This window comes from Paenibacillus sp. 203 (assembly GCF_037027525.1).
In the GTDB taxonomy this organism is placed as follows: domain Bacteria; phylum Bacillota; class Bacilli; order Paenibacillales; family Paenibacillaceae; genus Paenibacillus; species Paenibacillus polymyxa_B.
In genome coordinates, this window is the sequence record NZ_JAXCHD010000016.1 from 78,910 (window position 1) to 96,256 (window position 17,347).

Annotated in this window: 19 protein-coding genes, 1 rRNA gene and 1 riboswitch; of the genes, 2 read left to right on the top strand and 18 right to left on the bottom strand. The window is 45.5% G+C overall.

What is annotated here, in order from left to right:
- Nucleotides 1-88 precede the first annotated feature (88 nt).
- From yabG to WA407_RS24385, 6 genes are all read right to left on the bottom strand, one after another.
- A complete protein-coding gene (yabG, locus tag WA407_RS24360; protein ID WP_061831846.1) occupies nucleotides 89-985 on the bottom strand; it encodes a sporulation peptidase YabG in 897 nt (298 codons plus the stop codon).
- Between the two features lie 55 nt (nucleotides 986-1,040).
- Entirely contained in the window at nucleotides 1,041-1,925 is an 885-nt protein-coding gene (gene rsmA / locus WA407_RS24365) for a 16S rRNA (adenine(1518)-N(6)/adenine(1519)-N(6))-dimethyltransferase RsmA (RefSeq protein WP_103049272.1), read from the bottom strand.
- A gap of 7 nt (nucleotides 1,926-1,932) precedes the next feature.
- The gene (gene rnmV / locus WA407_RS24370) at nucleotides 1,933-2,478 is read right to left on the bottom strand and encodes a ribonuclease M5 (RefSeq protein ID WP_013308117.1); all 546 of its coding nucleotides are present in this window, start codon (nucleotides 2,476-2,478) and stop codon (nucleotides 1,933-1,935) included.
- 146 nt (nucleotides 2,479-2,624) lie between these two features.
- A complete protein-coding gene (locus tag WA407_RS24375; protein ID WP_061831836.1) occupies nucleotides 2,625-3,773 on the bottom strand; it encodes a 3D domain-containing protein in 1,149 nt (382 codons plus the stop codon).
- A 271-nt stretch (nucleotides 3,774-4,044) separates the two neighbouring features.
- A riboswitch (cyclic di-AMP (ydaO/yuaA leader) is annotated at nucleotides 4,045-4,327 on the bottom strand.
- A gap of 201 nt (nucleotides 4,328-4,528) precedes the next feature.
- Nucleotides 4,529-5,299: a TatD family hydrolase gene (locus WA407_RS24380; protein WP_013308115.1), complete on the bottom strand. Its 771-nt coding sequence runs from the start codon at nucleotides 5,297-5,299 to the stop codon at nucleotides 4,529-4,531.
- Nucleotides 5,300-5,341: 42 nt separating this feature from the next.
- The gene (locus WA407_RS24385) at nucleotides 5,342-6,625 is read right to left on the bottom strand and encodes an HD domain-containing protein (protein WP_061831835.1); all 1,284 of its coding nucleotides are present in this window, start codon (nucleotides 6,623-6,625) and stop codon (nucleotides 5,342-5,344) included.
- Between the two features lie 331 nt (nucleotides 6,626-6,956).
- Between WA407_RS24385 and WA407_RS24390 the strand changes: the two genes are divergently transcribed.
- On the top strand, nucleotides 6,957-7,211 hold the full coding sequence (locus WA407_RS24390) for an AbrB/MazE/SpoVT family DNA-binding domain-containing protein (RefSeq protein WP_007428005.1): 255 nt from the start codon (nucleotides 6,957-6,959) through the stop codon (nucleotides 7,209-7,211).
- Nucleotides 7,212-7,335: 124 nt separating this feature from the next.
- Here the strand turns inward: WA407_RS24390 and rsmI are convergent, their stop codons facing one another.
- The 10 genes from rsmI to WA407_RS24440 all read right to left on the bottom strand — a co-directional run bounded on the left by rsmI (nucleotide 7,336) and on the right by WA407_RS24440 (nucleotide 15,267).
- Nucleotides 7,336-8,217, bottom strand: a complete 882-nt coding sequence (gene rsmI, locus WA407_RS24395) for a 16S rRNA (cytidine(1402)-2'-O)-methyltransferase (RefSeq protein ID WP_336078593.1) — start codon at nucleotides 8,215-8,217, stop codon at nucleotides 7,336-7,338.
- A complete protein-coding gene (locus tag WA407_RS24400; RefSeq protein ID WP_254327482.1) occupies nucleotides 8,214-8,969 on the bottom strand; it encodes a tRNA1(Val) (adenine(37)-N6)-methyltransferase in 756 nt (251 codons plus the stop codon). Before WA407_RS24400 ends, rsmI begins: the two co-directional genes overlap by 4 nt.
- 90 nt (nucleotides 8,970-9,059) lie before the next feature.
- Complete coding sequence (gene yabA / locus WA407_RS24405; protein ID WP_025722558.1) at nucleotides 9,060-9,434, bottom strand: DNA replication initiation control protein YabA; 375 nt, start codon at nucleotides 9,432-9,434, stop codon at nucleotides 9,060-9,062.
- Nucleotides 9,435-9,461: 27 nt separating this feature from the next.
- Nucleotides 9,462-10,262 (bottom strand): PSP1 domain-containing protein, encoded by an 801-nt coding sequence (locus tag WA407_RS24410; RefSeq protein WP_013308110.1) that lies wholly within the window; start codon nucleotides 10,260-10,262, stop codon nucleotides 9,462-9,464.
- A 138-nt stretch (nucleotides 10,263-10,400) separates the two neighbouring features.
- Nucleotides 10,401-11,396 carry a DNA polymerase III subunit delta' gene (gene holB, locus WA407_RS24415; protein ID WP_254330489.1) on the bottom strand — a complete coding sequence of 332 codons (996 nt, stop codon included), beginning with the start codon at nucleotides 11,394-11,396 and terminating at the stop codon, nucleotides 10,401-10,403.
- A 161-nt stretch (nucleotides 11,397-11,557) separates the two neighbouring features.
- Nucleotides 11,558-12,001 (bottom strand): YaaR family protein, encoded by a 444-nt coding sequence (locus WA407_RS24420; RefSeq protein ID WP_013308108.1) that lies wholly within the window; start codon nucleotides 11,999-12,001, stop codon nucleotides 11,558-11,560.
- A gap of 197 nt (nucleotides 12,002-12,198) precedes the next feature.
- The gene (locus WA407_RS24425) at nucleotides 12,199-12,528 is read right to left on the bottom strand and encodes a cyclic-di-AMP receptor (RefSeq protein ID WP_007427998.1); all 330 of its coding nucleotides are present in this window, start codon (nucleotides 12,526-12,528) and stop codon (nucleotides 12,199-12,201) included.
- Nucleotides 12,529-12,602: 74 nt separating this feature from the next.
- Nucleotides 12,603-13,250: a dTMP kinase gene (gene tmk / locus WA407_RS24430; protein WP_013308107.1), complete on the bottom strand. Its 648-nt coding sequence runs from the start codon at nucleotides 13,248-13,250 to the stop codon at nucleotides 12,603-12,605.
- A 103-nt stretch (nucleotides 13,251-13,353) separates the two neighbouring features.
- A complete protein-coding gene (locus WA407_RS24435) occupies nucleotides 13,354-14,937 on the bottom strand; it encodes an aminotransferase class I/II-fold pyridoxal phosphate-dependent enzyme (protein ID WP_336078594.1) in 1,584 nt (527 codons plus the stop codon).
- Between the two features lie 144 nt (nucleotides 14,938-15,081).
- Nucleotides 15,082-15,267, bottom strand: a complete 186-nt coding sequence (locus tag WA407_RS24440; RefSeq protein ID WP_023986422.1) for a sigma factor G inhibitor Gin — start codon at nucleotides 15,265-15,267, stop codon at nucleotides 15,082-15,084.
- 401 nt (nucleotides 15,268-15,668) lie between these two features.
- Between WA407_RS24440 and WA407_RS24445 the strand changes: the two genes are divergently transcribed.
- Nucleotides 15,669-16,196, top strand: coding sequence for a hypothetical protein (locus WA407_RS24445; protein ID WP_336078595.1), 528 nt, complete (start codon nucleotides 15,669-15,671; stop codon nucleotides 16,194-16,196).
- Between the two features lie 371 nt (nucleotides 16,197-16,567).
- On the opposite strand, the gene WA407_RS24450 is transcribed toward WA407_RS24445, so the two are convergent.
- Both WA407_RS24450 and rrf read right to left on the bottom strand, forming a co-directional pair.
- Nucleotides 16,568-16,987, bottom strand: a complete 420-nt coding sequence (locus tag WA407_RS24450; RefSeq protein WP_013308104.1) for a hypothetical protein — start codon at nucleotides 16,985-16,987, stop codon at nucleotides 16,568-16,570.
- Nucleotides 16,988-17,222: 235 nt separating this feature from the next.
- Nucleotides 17,223-17,339, bottom strand: a 5S ribosomal RNA gene (rrf, locus tag WA407_RS24455).
- Between the last annotated feature and the right edge of the window lie 8 nt (nucleotides 17,340-17,347).

Genomic DNA, 17,347 nt, shown 5'->3' on the forward strand with positions numbered 1-17,347 from the left:
CGAACAGGAATAATTTATATAAAAAATGACAAAAAGCCTCAAAGCAGAGGCTTTTTGCTCAGGTTAATCCTATTGGCACATTTGAATCCTAGATTGCGGAAGGCGTTACTTTAAGCGTTGATAAATTTTCAAGCTTCGGCAGGCCGATGCGATAGCTTCCCCTAGTTTCAATTCCACCCACTCCGCGACTGCCACTGATTGTCTGGTGAAACAGGTCCCCCATGTTGACCGTATCACGGATCGAAGTAAAGGCCGCCTTGGCAGCCACGTAAACGGGGTCCAGCGCGTGAATCAGGATACGCCCTGGTGAGCTGGCGAAGTTCGCTCCCGCACGTAGCAGCGCCTCAAAATGGGACTGGCACGCCCCCGCTACAATCGTCAGCGAATCCAGATGACGTTCATATTGTCTTGCTACCTGAATCGCCGCCACAAAATTTTGCGAATTTTTATAACTTTTCAAGCTGTACAAATCGTAAGGCTGTGGCTGCTTCAGCACACCGTCATGTCCGGTAATGACTACGATATCCGGACGGATACGAGGAAGCAGTCGGTACAACGTGTCCGCCATTGCCGATTCGTGAACGTGATGTCCCTCTGCAGGAACACGGAGCTGTTCATATAAACTGAGACATTTTTTCAGATAGCTGGGATCTCCATCCAGGTGAAGAACCTTTCCCGGCATTTCAAAATATGTTGACTCAACCGGATCACTCCAGTCCCCTACCAGAGCTGCCTGACTACGAGCAGCTTGCTGCTGGCGTGCCCGTTGCAACAGATTAAGAGACTCACCAGCCTTAATGTGGGCCTGCTGAGTCTTACCGCTAATCTGGTCTGCAGGCACTCTGACCAGATCGTTCACCGGGGAATCGGCCAGCAGCCGAAATTCTATTCCCTTAATGATCGCTTTATCCCGCTGGATGTCCTCAACACGAAACGTGACATCTCCGCCGTACGATTTCCGAACGACCAAGTCCCCTAAACTCATCACACTGTATCACCCCTCCTATATCGTATGGGTGAATGCACAGTTTGGTTCCAGCTTAGGATATACCTGCCTCCAACAGCACAGCGCTGAGACGCGCAAATTCCTCAATACTTAGCGTTTCTCCTCGACGGGAGGGTTCAATACCAGCTTGTTGCAACAGCGGCTCCAGCGTGTCCCTGTTCTCTTTGGTGAAGAAACGGCTTTTTAAGTTATTGGAAATGGTTTTACGACGCTGGGCAAAAGCAGCATGAACCACTTCAAAGAAGTGCTTCTCATCCACCACTTCCACCGGAGGGGCTTCCCGTACACGCAGCCGTATGACTGCAGACTCCACATTTGGCTGGGGAATAAATACTGTGTTCGGCACAGTGCAGACTAATTCAGGTTCGCTGTAATATTGCACTGCAATGCTCAGACTGCCGTAATCCTTCGTTCCAGGAGACGCAGCCATGCGCTCAGCCACTTCTTTTTGGATCATAACGACGATATTCTCCAGAGGGAGCTTGTCCTCCAGCAGCCTCATCAGAATCGGTGTGGTAACATAGTACGGCAGATTAGCCACGACACTTACTTTACTCACGTCTGCAAAATCGGCTGCGAACACCTCTCGCAAATCCAGCTTCAGCACGTCTCCATGACGTACCTTCACATGCTCGTAAGGGGCCAACACCTCTTCGAGAATTGGCAGCAGCCGCTGGTCAATCTCGACAGCGGTAACTGCCTTGGCCGATTGAGCCAGCTTCTCGGTCAAAGCGCCAATCCCAGGACCGATCTCAAGTGCACCCTTCGTCTCATCCAATCCAGCAGCATTTACAATCTTATTGAGAATATTTTGATCAATCAGGAAATTTTGTCCCAAACTCTTTTTGAACGAAAAACCGTGCCGTTGAATAATTTCCTTCGTACGCCGCGGTGTTGCTATATCTTGAATCCCTGTCATACGGACATCACAATCCTTCACTTTCAATTTGTGCCAGCGCCCCGGCAAATTCCTCGCGGCTGATCTGAAATACAGAGAGCCGTTTATGTAGCTGCTTTCCGTTACAATAACCAATACCCAGCACATTCCCTAAGGCCATACGGCGTGCAGCAGCATTGGGATGGGTGATGAGTCCAGCATCAATCAGGTCCGCCCACTCAATCAGCGGGTCGGCGCCTTCCACTGTCGTATGGACCCGTGCAAGAGCGTGTCTGATCGCTTCTGGTGAGGCATTCTCCACGCCAATATCTCCTTTACGCGTCGCTTCTGCCTCGGGTATAAAGGCCTGCTTGCAGCCGGGTACCTTGGAAGCGATAATCTTACGGATGCGCTCCCCTGCATGATCGGGATCGGTTAAAATGATGACCCCCCGCCGCTCCTGCGCCAATGCAATTTTACGCAGCGTCATTTTATTAATGGCGGAGCCGCCAGTTTCTATCGTATCCGCTTCAACAGCGCGGCGAATGGCCACCGTATCATCCCGGCCCTCTACCACGATCACTTCCTTGATCATTTGCGTTTCCCTCCACTGCTACACAGCAAGCTATATTTATCTTTCCCTGCTTTTGAAAACAAAATAAGAAGAGGATATCCTCTTCTTAGCATGGCATAACTATGTTGTTAATACTATCGCATTGCCCTCAACATACACAACCTGTTTTAGTTGATTTCAGGCTTTACCGGTCCGATAACATATACGGTTTTACCGTGCTTACGACCAAATTGGTTGGCTCGGCTCAAACTCTCATAATACACATCGATTTTGTGGCCTTTAATCGCGCCACCGGTATCCTCCGCACGACGGAAGCCCACCCCTTCGATGTACACCCACCAGCCGATTGGAATTATACTCGGATCGACCGCGATGGTGCGTCCTTCCGTGACACGTGCGCCGGATGCAGTACGTGTACCGATACCTGGCTCCTGTGAGGAATACGCCGTCATGGAGACATTTTGTAAAACTTTGCTATATTTAAAATTTACGCCTGCTTTACGGACAGCACTGCCCGAACTAACCGTTGTTGCCTTAACCGCATCATTGGGACCGACGGAAGCAGCAAGAACGACCGGTTTTTTCTTCGTTCCTACCGCAATGACTTTATCCACACGGTTCTGTGCAACTTCCTTGTTAACCAGCTGTTTGGATACCAACTTTCCATCATGATATACCTTTTGAACGTGCTGGACGACCACACCCGATTTGCCGCTTTGAATGACCCGATTATCGCCTTTATAAAGACTCGGATCGGCCGTTTTGATGACCTGATAAGGCACCTGTTTTTTCTGTTCGACCTGCTGTTTCTTCACACGGACGATTTTTATGTCCATGTTAGACGAAACAGAGGCATCCAACGCAGGATAAACTTTATCCGTTGATGATAATTTATAGCCCGAGGTACGAATGGCACCTTCTACTGTATTTTCTGTTGTGTACAGCTTTTTCGTCTCATTGCCTGAAGATACTTTAACCTGATTGGCACGTTTAATGACTACGCGATCGCCATCCTGTATTGCTCCATTTAGCGGCATGGAAACTGTATCATGCGGCTGAAGTGAAATGGAATGCTCGCTCAGCAAATCTTGAAGCTTGGATTCCCGGGTTTCTACCGCAGACGCCTTGCCATCGATGACAAAAAAGACTTGTTTTTTAGATTGCGTGTACATCAGAATTGAAATCATAATCGTTAGCGCGATTAGAAAAATAGCAACCAAAGCAGCCTGGCGCACATTCTCTTGCTTCCAACGCAATACGTAAGACATGCTGGATGAGCGTGACTCATGGGTATCCTTTTTCTGGAAAATGCCCATTTCCTCCGTCCTCCTTACATAGCCCGCCGTCTGGAGTAAGACATAGTTGAGATTTGACGTGACTATAACAGATTTTCTACAAGACAAGCCCAAATTACGACTGTCCTGCACCATGTACCCGTCTTCGCGGCATGCTGTCCTCCCCTGTTTAACCACAGTATGATGACAGATTTTCTTTTATTCACAACAAAAAAAGCCAGAGAAAGAGACTAGAGAGCTCTTTCGTGGCTTCCGGCATGTGTGAATATGCGGGAAAACTCATGCACGAGATGGCTTCTCTCTTGTTACGCTTACGGGGTTAGCTGTCGGGTTCGGACGTAGAGAGTCGCCCTAGCTTGGGTCAACCGCTCATGGCGGTCGCCTTCACATTCACCCCGAAGACCCAGAAAGAAATCGAAATACGGCTCCTCCACCTGTTCAATCCCATCCGGGAAAAGAATTTAGGTCGAGCCGGCTGGCGGAAGAGACGTTCCCTTCTTGCACATACGCCGGACCTACTGTAAGCCATATCGGTTCCCCCGTTCCCTGTAAAAGGGACTCAGCGAGACTGGTTCATGAAATGACTTGTTGATGTTTACATTCAAACAACAATTCACTGAAAAGATGATATCCTGTTTCTATGCATGTTGTAAAGCAGGTTTCAAGTACATTTTTTAAAATATTCGGTTAAAATATTGTAATATTCTCGAGTTTCCTGCAACAAATTCATGATTAGCTTCGTCTATCTCTTTATTTTGATCGATTTCTTCACTTTTTCATTGAATGTCAAATCGTTCCAGGGCATTTCGGGTCGTTATTGACACTAATTCCTCCACTGTAATCCCTTTGATTTGGGCTGCAGCCTCTGCTACCAGTCTCACATGTGCAGACTCATTTCGCTTCCCACGAAACGGATGAGGCGTCAGATAGGGAGCATCAGTTTCAATGAGCAGACGGTCCAGCGGCACCTGTGCGAGCACCTCTTTTGGCTGCTTGGCATTTTTGAACGTTATTGGACCACCGAAGGAAAGGTGAAATCCCATATCCAGCACCATTTTCGCTGTCTCCCAGCTACCCGAAAAGGAGTGCATGACTCCACCAATCTCACTCGCTTTTTCCTCGCGCAAAATCTTAACAATATCTTCATGTGCATCCCGGTTATGAATAACAATGGGCATCTTGAGCTCACGAGCCAGACCAATTTGATTTCGAAACACCCGATGCTGCACATCCTTCGGTGATGTATCCCAATAATAATCCAGACCGATCTCCCCGATGGCTACAACCTTTTTATGACTGCATAACGATGCAATCCATTCTAGATCGCCCTCCTGCATTGTAATAGCATCCTGTGGGTGCCATCCAACTGCCGCATAAATAAAATCATACGTCTCGGCCAATTTCATGGTGGATGGAATGGTCTCACGATTAAATCCGATATTGATCATCCGCGTTACTCCTGATTCGACAGCACGTGCTATAACTTCTTCACGATCTTCGTCAAATTGTGGCGCATCCAAGTGAGTATGAGTGTCGAATAAATCCAAGGTTTACATCTCCTTTTTTTACTTACATTTCTATATAGTTGTCTATTCTTTGACAAAATAATTCCTTATTTCGGCAGGAAGCCTGTCTTTTACCGCGTTTAATTTATTCTGGGGAAAATACATATGATATTTCCCTCGGTGAATACCACTTATTGAGCGCACAATTTCCGAAACTTCGGATATTTCACTCACCTCGCCCTGACGTCCAAGCAGTAAAATCTGGTTGTCCGTCGAGCCACCCTGCCGAAACACATCATAAGGAAGATCTGTCGGAAAATCAATTTCAAAATCATATTCAGGGTGCAAACCAGCCTCTTTCAAAGCTTCTCGAATACTGTCAATGGTATCTGTATCCATATTTTCAATCTCTACATATTTATACAATCTACGGTCCATAAACCGGCTGCTCAAATCACTTAAAATCTCGTCCTTTTCTCGTTTCCACTGGCTAAATACGGTCTGGATTAATGACTCGTCGAGCATCAGATATTGCTCTACTGTAAGATCTCCCTTCAACAGATCCGGCAACGGGTTCAGCAGAAATCCAAACTCATATCCGTTTTTAAACAATTCCTTTGCTCGCTTGAAAATTTTACGTAAAAGGATTTCCGAGCTGCGTGTTACAGGATGAAAATAAATTTGCCAATACATCTGGTAGCGTGACATTAAATAATCTTCTACTGCATGCATACCTGATTCCTTCACAACAATTCTCCCATTATGAGGACGCAGCAGTCGTAAAATACGATCCAAATCAATCGTGCCGTAGTTGACGCCTGTCGAGTGAGCATCCCGCAACAAATAATCCATACGATCGGCATCTAGTGGACTGGTTACCAGATTGACAACAATCGGTTTATCATACGTTTTGGCTATAACCGCAGCCACCTTTTGTGGAAGCTTCTCGTCGACTTGCCGTAGCACGGCGTTGATCTTCGTGTCTCCCAGTACAATGCGGCATGTCCAATCCTCATGGTTCATATGAAAGGCTTCCTCAATTGAATGAGAAAATGGGCCGTGCCCCACATCATGCAATAGAGCTGCACACAGAGCAACCAGTCTTTCCTCCTTCGGCCAATCCGGGAAATCTCCACGTTCAAATTGAGAAATAATACTTCTCGTAATCTCATATACGCCCAATGAGTGTGAAAACCGGCTATGCTCCGCTCCATGAAACGTAAGATACGACGTTCCTAACTGCCGTATTCGCCGTAAACGTTGGAACTCCGGCGTGTTGATTAACCGCCATATCACAGTATCCTGAACATGGATGTAATTATGTACCGGGTCTTTAAAAACTTTTTCTTCACTAAGTGGCTGGTGCAAGATATCAGCTCCTTTAATATTCGGAATAATGGATTAAAATACAATAAAATCCTAAATGGTTTCCCTCATTCGACATTCTTTGTCGTAATATGTCGAATTATAGTTTTTCGACATTTCCAAATCGACAAACTGAATAAATCATCAATGAGATAAGGCAATACACACAAGTAAAGCTCTTTAATCTAAATACTTTTGCATAATCAGACTGTTACTACATTTTTAAGGTTGACTGTTTTGGGAATCGTTGGTATAGTAAATATCAGAAAAGAGAAAATTTTGTCGAATCATGACACTTATATTATTTTAAACGGCGAGAGGAGCCTGATTTATTATGATGAAATCCACTGGTATTGTAAGAAAAGTTGACGAGCTCGGACGTGTTGTTATTCCAATCGAATTGCGCCGTACCCTGGGAATCGGAGAGAAAGACGCTTTGGAAATTTATGTTGATGGCGAACGCATCATGCTTAAAAAATACGAGCCTGCTTGTATCTTCTGCGGCAATGCTGAGAACGTAATTTACTTCAAAGGAAAAATTGTTTGCCAAGATTGCATTTCTGAAATCCCAACACCTGTGACAAACTGAGAATTTTAGTATATAATAGACTTATCAGATATTGTTAATTCTAACCTTTTTCATATATACTCCTTGTTGCCTTCCACGGTTTGAACCCAACCGTTGGAAGGCCCTTTTTTGTTTAGGCAGATATTCATAAGAGTGCGTTATAAACATCTCTCTTGGAGATTGAACGATCTGTGGCTGTACGCTTCATTGCATCCTTGCGTGTGAGTCCCTCTGCCTCATAATGTGCGACGTGGGACTCCAAAGATAAAGACTGCCACCATGCCTGACGTTCCTGTTCCTCTTCCTCTTCGTCTTTCCCTTCAATCACCAGACAATATTCACCAATCGGCGGATTCTCCTCTAGTTTAGCAAGGCATTGCTCCACGGTTCCCCGCACCCATTCCTCATGCAGCTTGGTCAGCTCACGCGCAAGCACCACTTTGCGTGAACCTAATGTTTCCTTCAACACCGTCAATGTCTTCACAATACGATGAGGCGATTCATAAAAAATAATTGTGCCGTGAGATACCTGAAACGATAGCAACAGCTTCTCTAGGTCCTTTTTCTCCCGTGGTGGAAAGCCAGCGAAAGTGAACCTTTCTGTATCCAGTCCTGAGGCAATTAAAGCCGATAGTGCCGCATTTGCTCCTGGGATAGGAATGACGCTAATTTCCGCTTCCAGTGCCAGTTTGACCAGATCCGAACCAGGGTCAGAAATGGCTGGTAGACCTGCATCGCTAACCAGTGCCAAATTTTTTCCTTCTATTATATAACGTATCAGTTCAGGCCCACTAGCAGCCTTATTATGTTCATGATAACTGAAGAGCATATCCGGTGTAATTTCGAAATGAGTGAGCAGTTTGCGTGTCTGCCGTGTATCTTCAGCAGCGATAATACTACATGATTTTAAGGTGTTAATCGCCCTAAAGGTCATATCGTCCAGATTTCCAATAGGTGTCGCAACAAGATACAACTTTCCCCGTTCTTCTTCGCTGGTACTAAAGCTTTTTTGTACAGCTGCTTTCACACAGAATCCCCCTTGCTTACTTCTCCATAGATATCTCTTATTTCCTGAGTATAATTCCCATTTTCCTGATATACAATGAGCGGAGGCAACAAACGAACCTCCGGTTTACCGTCACGTAATGCTTCAACTAGGACCATATTGGCTTCCATATGAACTCTTGGGTGAACAAAACGTATTCGTTTGGGTTCCAAACTATGTTTACGCATCAAGGTTATAATCTCACCCAGCCGCTGCGGGCGATGAACCATAGATACCTTTCCCCCATTACGTACAAGCCGGGTGGATGCCTGAATGACTTCTTCCAGTGTGCAGTTCACTTCATGACGGGCAATTGCTTGGTGAGGATTCAGCTTGATATCGCTACCATTTAGCGGCATATAGGGGGGATTCACGGTAATCGCATCATAAACACCATGTCCCGTGGTGTGAACCAGCTCACGTAGGTCCCCTTCCCGAATCTGAATTGCTGCTTCTAATCCATTCAAGCTGACACTACGTCTAGCCATATCTGCCAAACGTGGTTGAATCTCAATTCCTTCAATAGACGCCTTTGTTCGTGTCGTTAGCAACAGCGGGACAACCCCATTGCCAGTACACAGATCCAAAATCTTTCCACGCTGCGGAATACCGGCAAAACGTGCCAGCAACACCGCGTCCATTGAGAAACTGAATACTTCATCACTTTGGATAATGCGCAAATTATGTGAAAGCAGATCATCAATTCGTTCAGACTTCTTTTCATTTTCGTACATAGTGCTCTCCCATCTTTTATAACCAAAATCGCTTTTCACTCATACTTCCTTACAAAAAAGCCGTAGGCATCTTGCTCCTACGGCTTGTTTTTATTTATTCAAAAATGACAGACAGAAGAGGCAATCGCCTTCCGTTCGCAAATGTCCGTAATACACGTTGCATATATGAAATCCTTCATGATACAGCCTCGCTAGATTGTCGTAGCCTTCGCCCACGACCTCACCCGTTTGCCCTTCATCCTTAATGACGATCGGAGGAGGAAGCTTCGGCTTGTTTGCCGTCTTTTCTTCTCCAGAGGTTTCACGTTTGAGCATCTTGCGCACCTGTTCGTTTTCAATCGTTAGTCGTTGATTTTCCTCCAGCAGCTCTTTTACTGCCAGTTTCAATTCACCCAGATCGCTATGCAACTGTCCCATTTGGGTTTCCATTTCGTGAATACGCGCAAAAACATTTAATTTATCCAAGTTTCCACCCCGAAGCAACCTAATGGTTTACTTGACGACTACATCGTCCATTGGAAGTTCCTTGACCTTACTGATCTCAAATAGTTGAACATGCACCGTGCGATGACCTGCATTCACACCTACGACTTTACCTTCTCCCAAAGAGGTGATAACCATCTTACCCACCTGAGGTAGCTCTTCTCGCATGCTTTCGTAGTTATCATGTTCAAACTTGAGACAGCACATCAATCTCCCGCACAACCCGGAAATCTTCGTCGGATTCAGCGACAAACTCTGATCCTTCGCCATCTTAATAGATACCGGCTCAAAATCCCCCAGCCATGAGGAGCAACACAGAATACGTCCACAAGGTCCGATTCCGCCAAGCATTTTAGCCTCATCCCGTACGCCGATCTGCCGCAGCTCGATCCGTGTACGAAAAATACTGGCCAAGTCCTTTACAAGCTCTCGAAAATCCACCCGACCCTCTGCCGTAAAATAAAAAATGATCTTATTTCGGTCAAATGTAAATTCTACATCTACCAGCTTCATTTTAAGGCCATGGTCTTTAATTTTATTTAAACACGTGCCGAATGCATCCTTGGCCGCCAATTTATTCTCTTCTACAACAAGAGCGTCATCATCCCCAGCAATACGAATGACTTTTTTTAAGGGCAGGACAACATCCGAATCATTTACCTCTTTTTTGCCCACTACAACCTTGCCATATTCAATACCGCGCGCGGTCTCTACAATGACGCAGTTTTCTTTCTCCACTGGAAGATCCAGCGGATCAAAATAATAAGTCTTGCCCGCCTTCTTGAAACGGACACCCACTACACTATACAAAAATTAACCCCCTTGTATGCCACTAAACCTCATTTGAAGCCGACATTGTACGAATGGCCGCAATTGAAGTCTCACTGTCGCACAAACCGGGAACCTGGCGTCGCGGATTGTGCAGAGTGGAACAAGCGCGCCTTCCTGTTAGCCGGTGATAGAACCGCTTGTATCGGACAACCCAATCAGAAGCTGCTCCACGCATAATTGCCCGTTGACGTGAAAACGGAGCTTCTTCCTGCAATTCGCGGCCAAATCCATATAAGAGACCCATTGTTCCGTGCTGCGGGTGATTGCCAATTTGGAGACGGACTCCAAATGATCTATGAAAACAATGCTTTCGTGCCTTCCGTAACGGAAATGAAGCATATCCTTAAACCACAAATGAAACAGATGAAACAGAATATCCAGGTGTTCAGAAAGTCCAGTTTTAAAAATCTTCTGTTGAGCCAGAATAATAGACGAGCTTCCCCGACTCATGGACTCCTTCACTAATTGTAACACTACGTTTCTAATTTCTGCAAACCAATTCTGCTGGAGAATTTCTCTACATGATTCCAGTCCTGAAGCAATATGAACGACCGACCGGACAATCCCTGCCGTATAGCCTTCCCCAATTAATGCCTGCATCATCACCTCTGGCTGTAAAGCATGGAAAGGAACCTGCTGCGTCCGTGATTGAATCGTAGGCAGTAACGCCTGTCCATTTTCAGAAATGAGTATGCCGACCACTGGAATCTGGGGCTCCTCCAGAAATTTAAGTAGGCTATTAGCAGCTTGCACTGTCATGGTATCCGCCTGCCGAATGATATATACCTTCGGATTGGAGCTTTCAGATTTGTAAGAAAATATACGTTGAAGCCCACGAATCTGATCAATTTTAATCGTAGCTCCATCGGGCTCTACAATATGCAAATCTGGATGATTCCCGTGCTCTACCTTGCGGCATGACAAACACTCCCCACATGCATCATCCGTCTGTCGCTCACAAAATAAAGCCTTAGCAAAGATCTGCGCCATGTTCATCTGCCCGCTTCCCGGCGGCCCGCTAAAAACATAGGCATGGTTGACCGTATGATTCCGTAGTGCACTTTGCAGCATTTTTTTGGCTACATCCTGGCCCATTATATGTTGAAAAGACATATTTCCTCACTTTCTCCACTGAAAACAACTGTGATCCCTCAACAAATCGTTGTTCTTCCAGGCATGTACATAGTCAAAAATAATCTGCCAGCATGATCAGCAAGCAGATTATTTCTTCGTGGCAACAGCCCGTCTGTATTCATTTATAACATAAGTCTACATTAAAATGAGAGATTAATTAGCAATCCTCTGATCTCACCGACCCCTTGCAAAAGCTCAATCTTGCCTTGCTCGGTTTCGAGCAGCTCATCCGCCATTTTGAGCAACAGCTCATCCACTTCATCAATCAGCTTATAACGTTTGCTGCGTCCCCGGCGATCCCAGCCCTTCGTGTCCTTCATGGACACGCCTCGCCGAACGGTATCTTCCAAAAACCGTTTAACCAACATCTTATAGGCCTTCAGCTCACGAATCGTCATTGAACGTGCAAGACGATCTCCCTGCATTTGTATTTCCTTAAAGCGTCGATTCAATTCCTCCTGCGAAGCTTGTTCCCCATTTTGCTGCATAACGTCGGAGAAGCTCTTGGGCTGAATTGGCTTTGCACTCATTTCATTTGTAGACAATGTACTTTGTAAAGGGCGATAGCCCGGATTTATTTTCATATAAACCTGCTTTCTCCCCGGATGCTTCCACTTTCCCCCTTCATGAACAGTTCAATCTAGAACTCAGGGTTTCTTCGGCTTTCCGGGGACTGCGCTGTAGCGCTGCCGTTTTAGTGGATCTGCCCTCACTCTCATCATGTGAGAAGATACAGGCGATTCCCCTATCATATCGGTAGAATAGGCCCTATTGTGTAGATTCAGAAATGCTCGAAACGGTCTACAGGCATCACGAATACCGTCGCTCCACCCACCTGGACTTCAACAGGCAACGGTAAATAGGAATCCGTCGTCCCGCTCATAGGGGTAACGGGTGTGACCAGCTGTTCACGAACCTTGCAACTGCTGCGAATGACGTTCATTAATGAGTCCACCTGATTGTCATCAACACCGATCATAAATGTGGTATTACCAGCACGCAGAAATCCTCCTGTGCTCGCCAATTTAGTAGCACGGAAATTAGCTTTCACCAGTCCGCTGGATAATCTGTTACTGTCCTTATCCTGTACAATCGCAATAATCAGCTTCATCCTGTATTCCTCCTTCAAGTCATATTAGAGACAACCTTGTCCCTAGCTCAATTTTACCGTATATCCTTCGACAATTATATGCTAAAATTCTGAACAAACCGCTTTTTCAGCAAATCCTTCAATACTTGCTCCACCTGCTCTGGCGCCGGAGATGCATCAACAATTGTAATTCGCTCCGGAAATTTGCGAGCCAACTCCAAATATGCCTCTCGCACCTTATGGTGAAACGATATACTCTCCATGTCGAGGCGGTCCATTTCTGCTCCTCGTGACGCATTAATTCTTGCCAATCCCAATTCGGGCTCAATATCCAGATAAAATGTGGCATCCGGCTCCCAATCATCCACCGCGAAGCGATTAATTGAAGCTACCTCTTCAATTCCGATCCCTCTTGCAAATCCTTGATAGACCAAGCTACTATCCACAAAACGATCACATAATACGATAGCTCCCTGTTCAATAGCCGGCTTTACCTTCTCCACCAAATGCTGACGCCGCGCCGCCGCGTATAAAAGTGCCTCTGTTCGAGCATCCATACTGGTATGAGCAGGGTCCAAAATGATAGAACGAATCTTTTCGGAAATTTCGATGCCACCCGGCTCCCTCGTCGTGATGACTGGATAGCCTTCTTCCTCCATAAACTTCGCCAGCCGTTGAATCATAGTTGTTTTACCGGAGCCGTCTCCCCCCTCCAGTGTGATAAAAATGCCTTTGCGATTCATGTTATTCCCTGCTTTCCTGCCTGAAAAATAAAAGTCACCCATAGGCTACGTATGCTTCTTTTATTCAGTCTTCTGTATTTGTTAAGTCTCTAGTATCTAATCTTTATTGTAAACGGAATACCCGAATTGTAAGCATACTTTCATCTGCTCCCCCGTGCCACTTGGCTCCCAGCTCACGTAGACGACTCATCCGCAAAGCAATCGCTTCTGTAATCGTTTCTCCTGCATATAGCAGTGGAATACCTGGAGGATACGGGATAATCATTTCAGCCGCTACCCTGCCAGCGGATTCGTCTACAGGCACGGTCTCCATCTGATCCGGGCTAATCGGTCGAAGCCCAAACGGCACCGGACTAGAGTATCCCTTCATTCTATCATTGTTCCACGTGGAAAAATCTAATTCGAGTCTTTGCTGCTCTTTTTCCGTTGCCCCCGGCTCACCAGCCGTCTCCTTAAATCTTATATCATTATCTATATGCATAAGAGCCTGCAACAGGTGACTCGCATCCTTAGCCGTAGAGCCTAACGTAAACAATAAAACAACATGTTTTTCGTCGCTCATCTCTGGAACACATCCGTAAGTCTCCAACTCATGCTTGAGTCCAAACCCATCCAGTATACCCCATGTATCATACAGCACCAATTTAAAAGGATCCTGGGTTGAATATCCGCTTATTCCCTCATCAGCCCTTTCTAGGACCTCAGAGATTCCCCTGTGAGCGTATTTCCCCCCAAGTGCCTGCTGTGTAGGTTCTAGCAAGCGAAAGCGTGGGAGCTGCTCCAGGCCCTTTCTAAAAGCATCTACCGCCGCTAAGCCCCCTGTAAAAGCATCTGTTCCATACGCCTCTATATACCATCTTGCCAAATCCAGTGAAGCCATTAACGGATAAGAAGGGCTAGAGCTTTGCACCATCGCCAAACGCTGACGAAGCAGTTCCCGACGGATTCTCTCTCCCTGCACATGTAACATGGCCCCCATGGTCATGGCTGGAAGCATTTTATGTGTCGACTGGACGACTACATCAGCCCCGCAGGATAGCGCAGAGGCTGGCAAACGAGGATGCAGCCCATAATGGGCACCGTGTGCCTCATCTATCAATAGCGGCACATGGGCTGCATGACAGGCCTTAGCCGTTGCCTTCAGGTCATGCCCCATCCCATAGTAATTAGGTAGTGTAAGTAACACCCCTTTAGCCGAAGGATAGGACTTCAGTGCAGCTTTTATTGTATCCGTCGTTGGGGCAACTGCCAGCCCGCTTCGTGTATCTATTTCCGGATCTAGGAATACCGCATTAGCCCCTGACAGCATGAGACCGTTCAGGACAGACTTGTGTACATTTCTCTGTACCAGCAGTAGATCTCCCGGCTCCGTACATACAGTTAAAATCATAGCCAAATTACCGACCGTGCTTCCTCCAATTAACCAAAAGCTCTCTTCAGCACCAAAGCACTTTGCAGCCAGCTCTTGCCCTTCACGAATCACATCTTCTGGGTGATGCAAATCATCCAGTCCAGTAATTTCTGTCGCATCAATAGACATCACTTCTTGCAACAGAGATGCAATATTTTCATGCTCATATACTTGTCCATTTTTATGACCGGGTACATGGAAAGAAGCATTGCCCTGAGTCCGGTAACGTATTAGAGCTTCCATTAATGGTGCATGTACCGCCTTTTTCCCCATCATTCTGCAATCCTTCCAAACAAAGCTTTATATCTACCTTATTTTATCGTAAAATCAAGCGGAATCCTACTTTTACTCACAGAAAAAAAGGCCCGTATCGACAGACCTTAGAATGCCAATCCTTCAAAGACTAATTAGCAAAGGATATTATGCATTTTTCTGTACCCAGATTTGCTTTAGTTGATCAATAAAAAAATGATATTTGGCATCAGTTGCATCCGTGTGCACCATTTCAGCTTCACACGTATCACAGATAAACTCGGAAACGATAAAAATGCCTTCATGCTTGTGCTGCCCGCATATAATACAGCGGTGGCCGCCTTGATCATGCATATCCATCCCACCTTGTTTCTTTTACTATTAGTATGGGGCACTTTCTACTATTTTAAACCTTTTCATAGCCCAGTTCGACGATAATACTCTATATATATTCCATCTGGGCCATTATGGTGTTTGTACCCCGTATGTTTAAAAAACAGCCGTCTATGCCGATATAATAAGAAAAGCTCTTATGTATGGATACCCTTTCATCGGAGCCCTTGAACACTTCATCAGTGATAGCTTTTCCAGTAATTATAGAGTAGGCTAGCTAACACTGGATGTCGATCATTCTGTATTTCTACAAAAACGATTAAATGCTTATTTAAAGCGGCATGAGCGAAGTACCGTCCCTTTTTCCGGCTGTGGACGGGAAGCCACTTGTGATGCAGTAGATTAATGAAAGGACTGTTCGCATGACAGAGGAAACCGGAACCAAAGCTACCTACTATCACTACAAGCTCATTAAAAAAATCAGTATACCGCGTCAACTAATATGGAGTCATATCACACTGCCTGTTATTATGCTTCTCTTTCTGCTTCTTGCCTTTTCCTGGACTAGCGTGTTTTTGTTTGCTCTTGCCTTTTTCCTAACCTTATGGGTACACTTCGTAATCTCACGATCTGTCCTATACATCGGTGGCGGAACATCCTTCCGCAAACGCTGGGCATTCCACCGTAAATTACCTTGGCTAGGCTATATGACAGACCAGTACATAGGCTATAGCATCTTTCGTCGTGTGCACATACATACCCTCTGGATCGGTATCTGCTTATCAGCCGTGTTCATTCTCTGGTCTCCACCAGCCTTTACTGTATCCTTACTCTTCTGGCATCTGTGGCTTATTGCACCGCGTCTATACATCCTCAGTCGGCTTACAGGCGAGAGAAAAGACGGCATGTTGAAGTTTAGCGATGAAGATGCCTCATATTATCAACAGTAAATTTAACCACTCATTATCCGTACAGATAGAAAACTCAGGTCTGAACTAACCTATCAACAATCTAGACTGAAGCAATAAAAAAGGAGCAACCTCAAACGGTTACTCCTTTTTTTATGGTTTAACAATTAAAATCGCTTTATTCTCTTATCAAGTAACTTTTCCTCATCGTTATCCTCGTTATTCATGTAGAGCATTTGATCAACATGCAAATATATAAAAGGAAGCCACTCCCTACTCAACGGCAGTCCTGAGTGCTTCCCCATATCCGATCTCTTCATTCATCATGATACACAGCATACAATATGCTGAGTTTACTATAAATATGATCTACAATAAATCCTATGCTACTTACTCGGTTGAAAACCGTGTCCCTAATTAAGATCCACGCTTTTGCTCTTCACAACAGCCTTTCTGTCTTTTGGAACCAATACAGTAAAAGAACCATCATGCACAGACAAATGCACCATATGCTTATTTTTCTGAAACACCTTCTGATTCGAGGTGGATAAATTCGGTTCCTCAGTCCAGCCCCAAGCTGCAATCTCCTCTAGATAAGGAGCAGGTAGACTATCACTTTCCTTCAACGCTGGCAGTGCATAGCGAACATAGTCCATGTCCGAATTACTGCTGGCCCGATCGGTTTTACTAGCTTCTTTAGGAACCGGAAACGTCTTCTCGTTGGCAGCACCCTCAAACGATGTCCAAGAAGGCTCCTCTTCCACGCACCCGGTAAGAATCGCGACAGCGACACTGAATAGCACCAATAGAGCAAGCCATTTATTTCGCCGCATGATCTTCCCTCCTTACCAGCCTGATTGACTATACAAAATCCTATGATGGAGTTTGCATAATTCTGCAATAATGCAGCGTGTGTGTATGGGATTCAATACCTATATTATACAGGGTTTACTCCTACATTCCGTAACAAAAATGTTACCTTCCTTTTGTAAGGATATTTCTAAAATATACGTATATGCAAAAAAAAGAATCATAATCTCAACGAGATCATGATTCTCTTTACTTATTGCTTGGCGACGTCCTACTCTCCCAGGACCCTGCGGTCCAAGTACCATCGGCGCTGGAGGGCTTAACGGTCGTGTTCGGGATGGGTACGTGTGGAACCCCTCCGCTATCGCCACCAAACATGAATT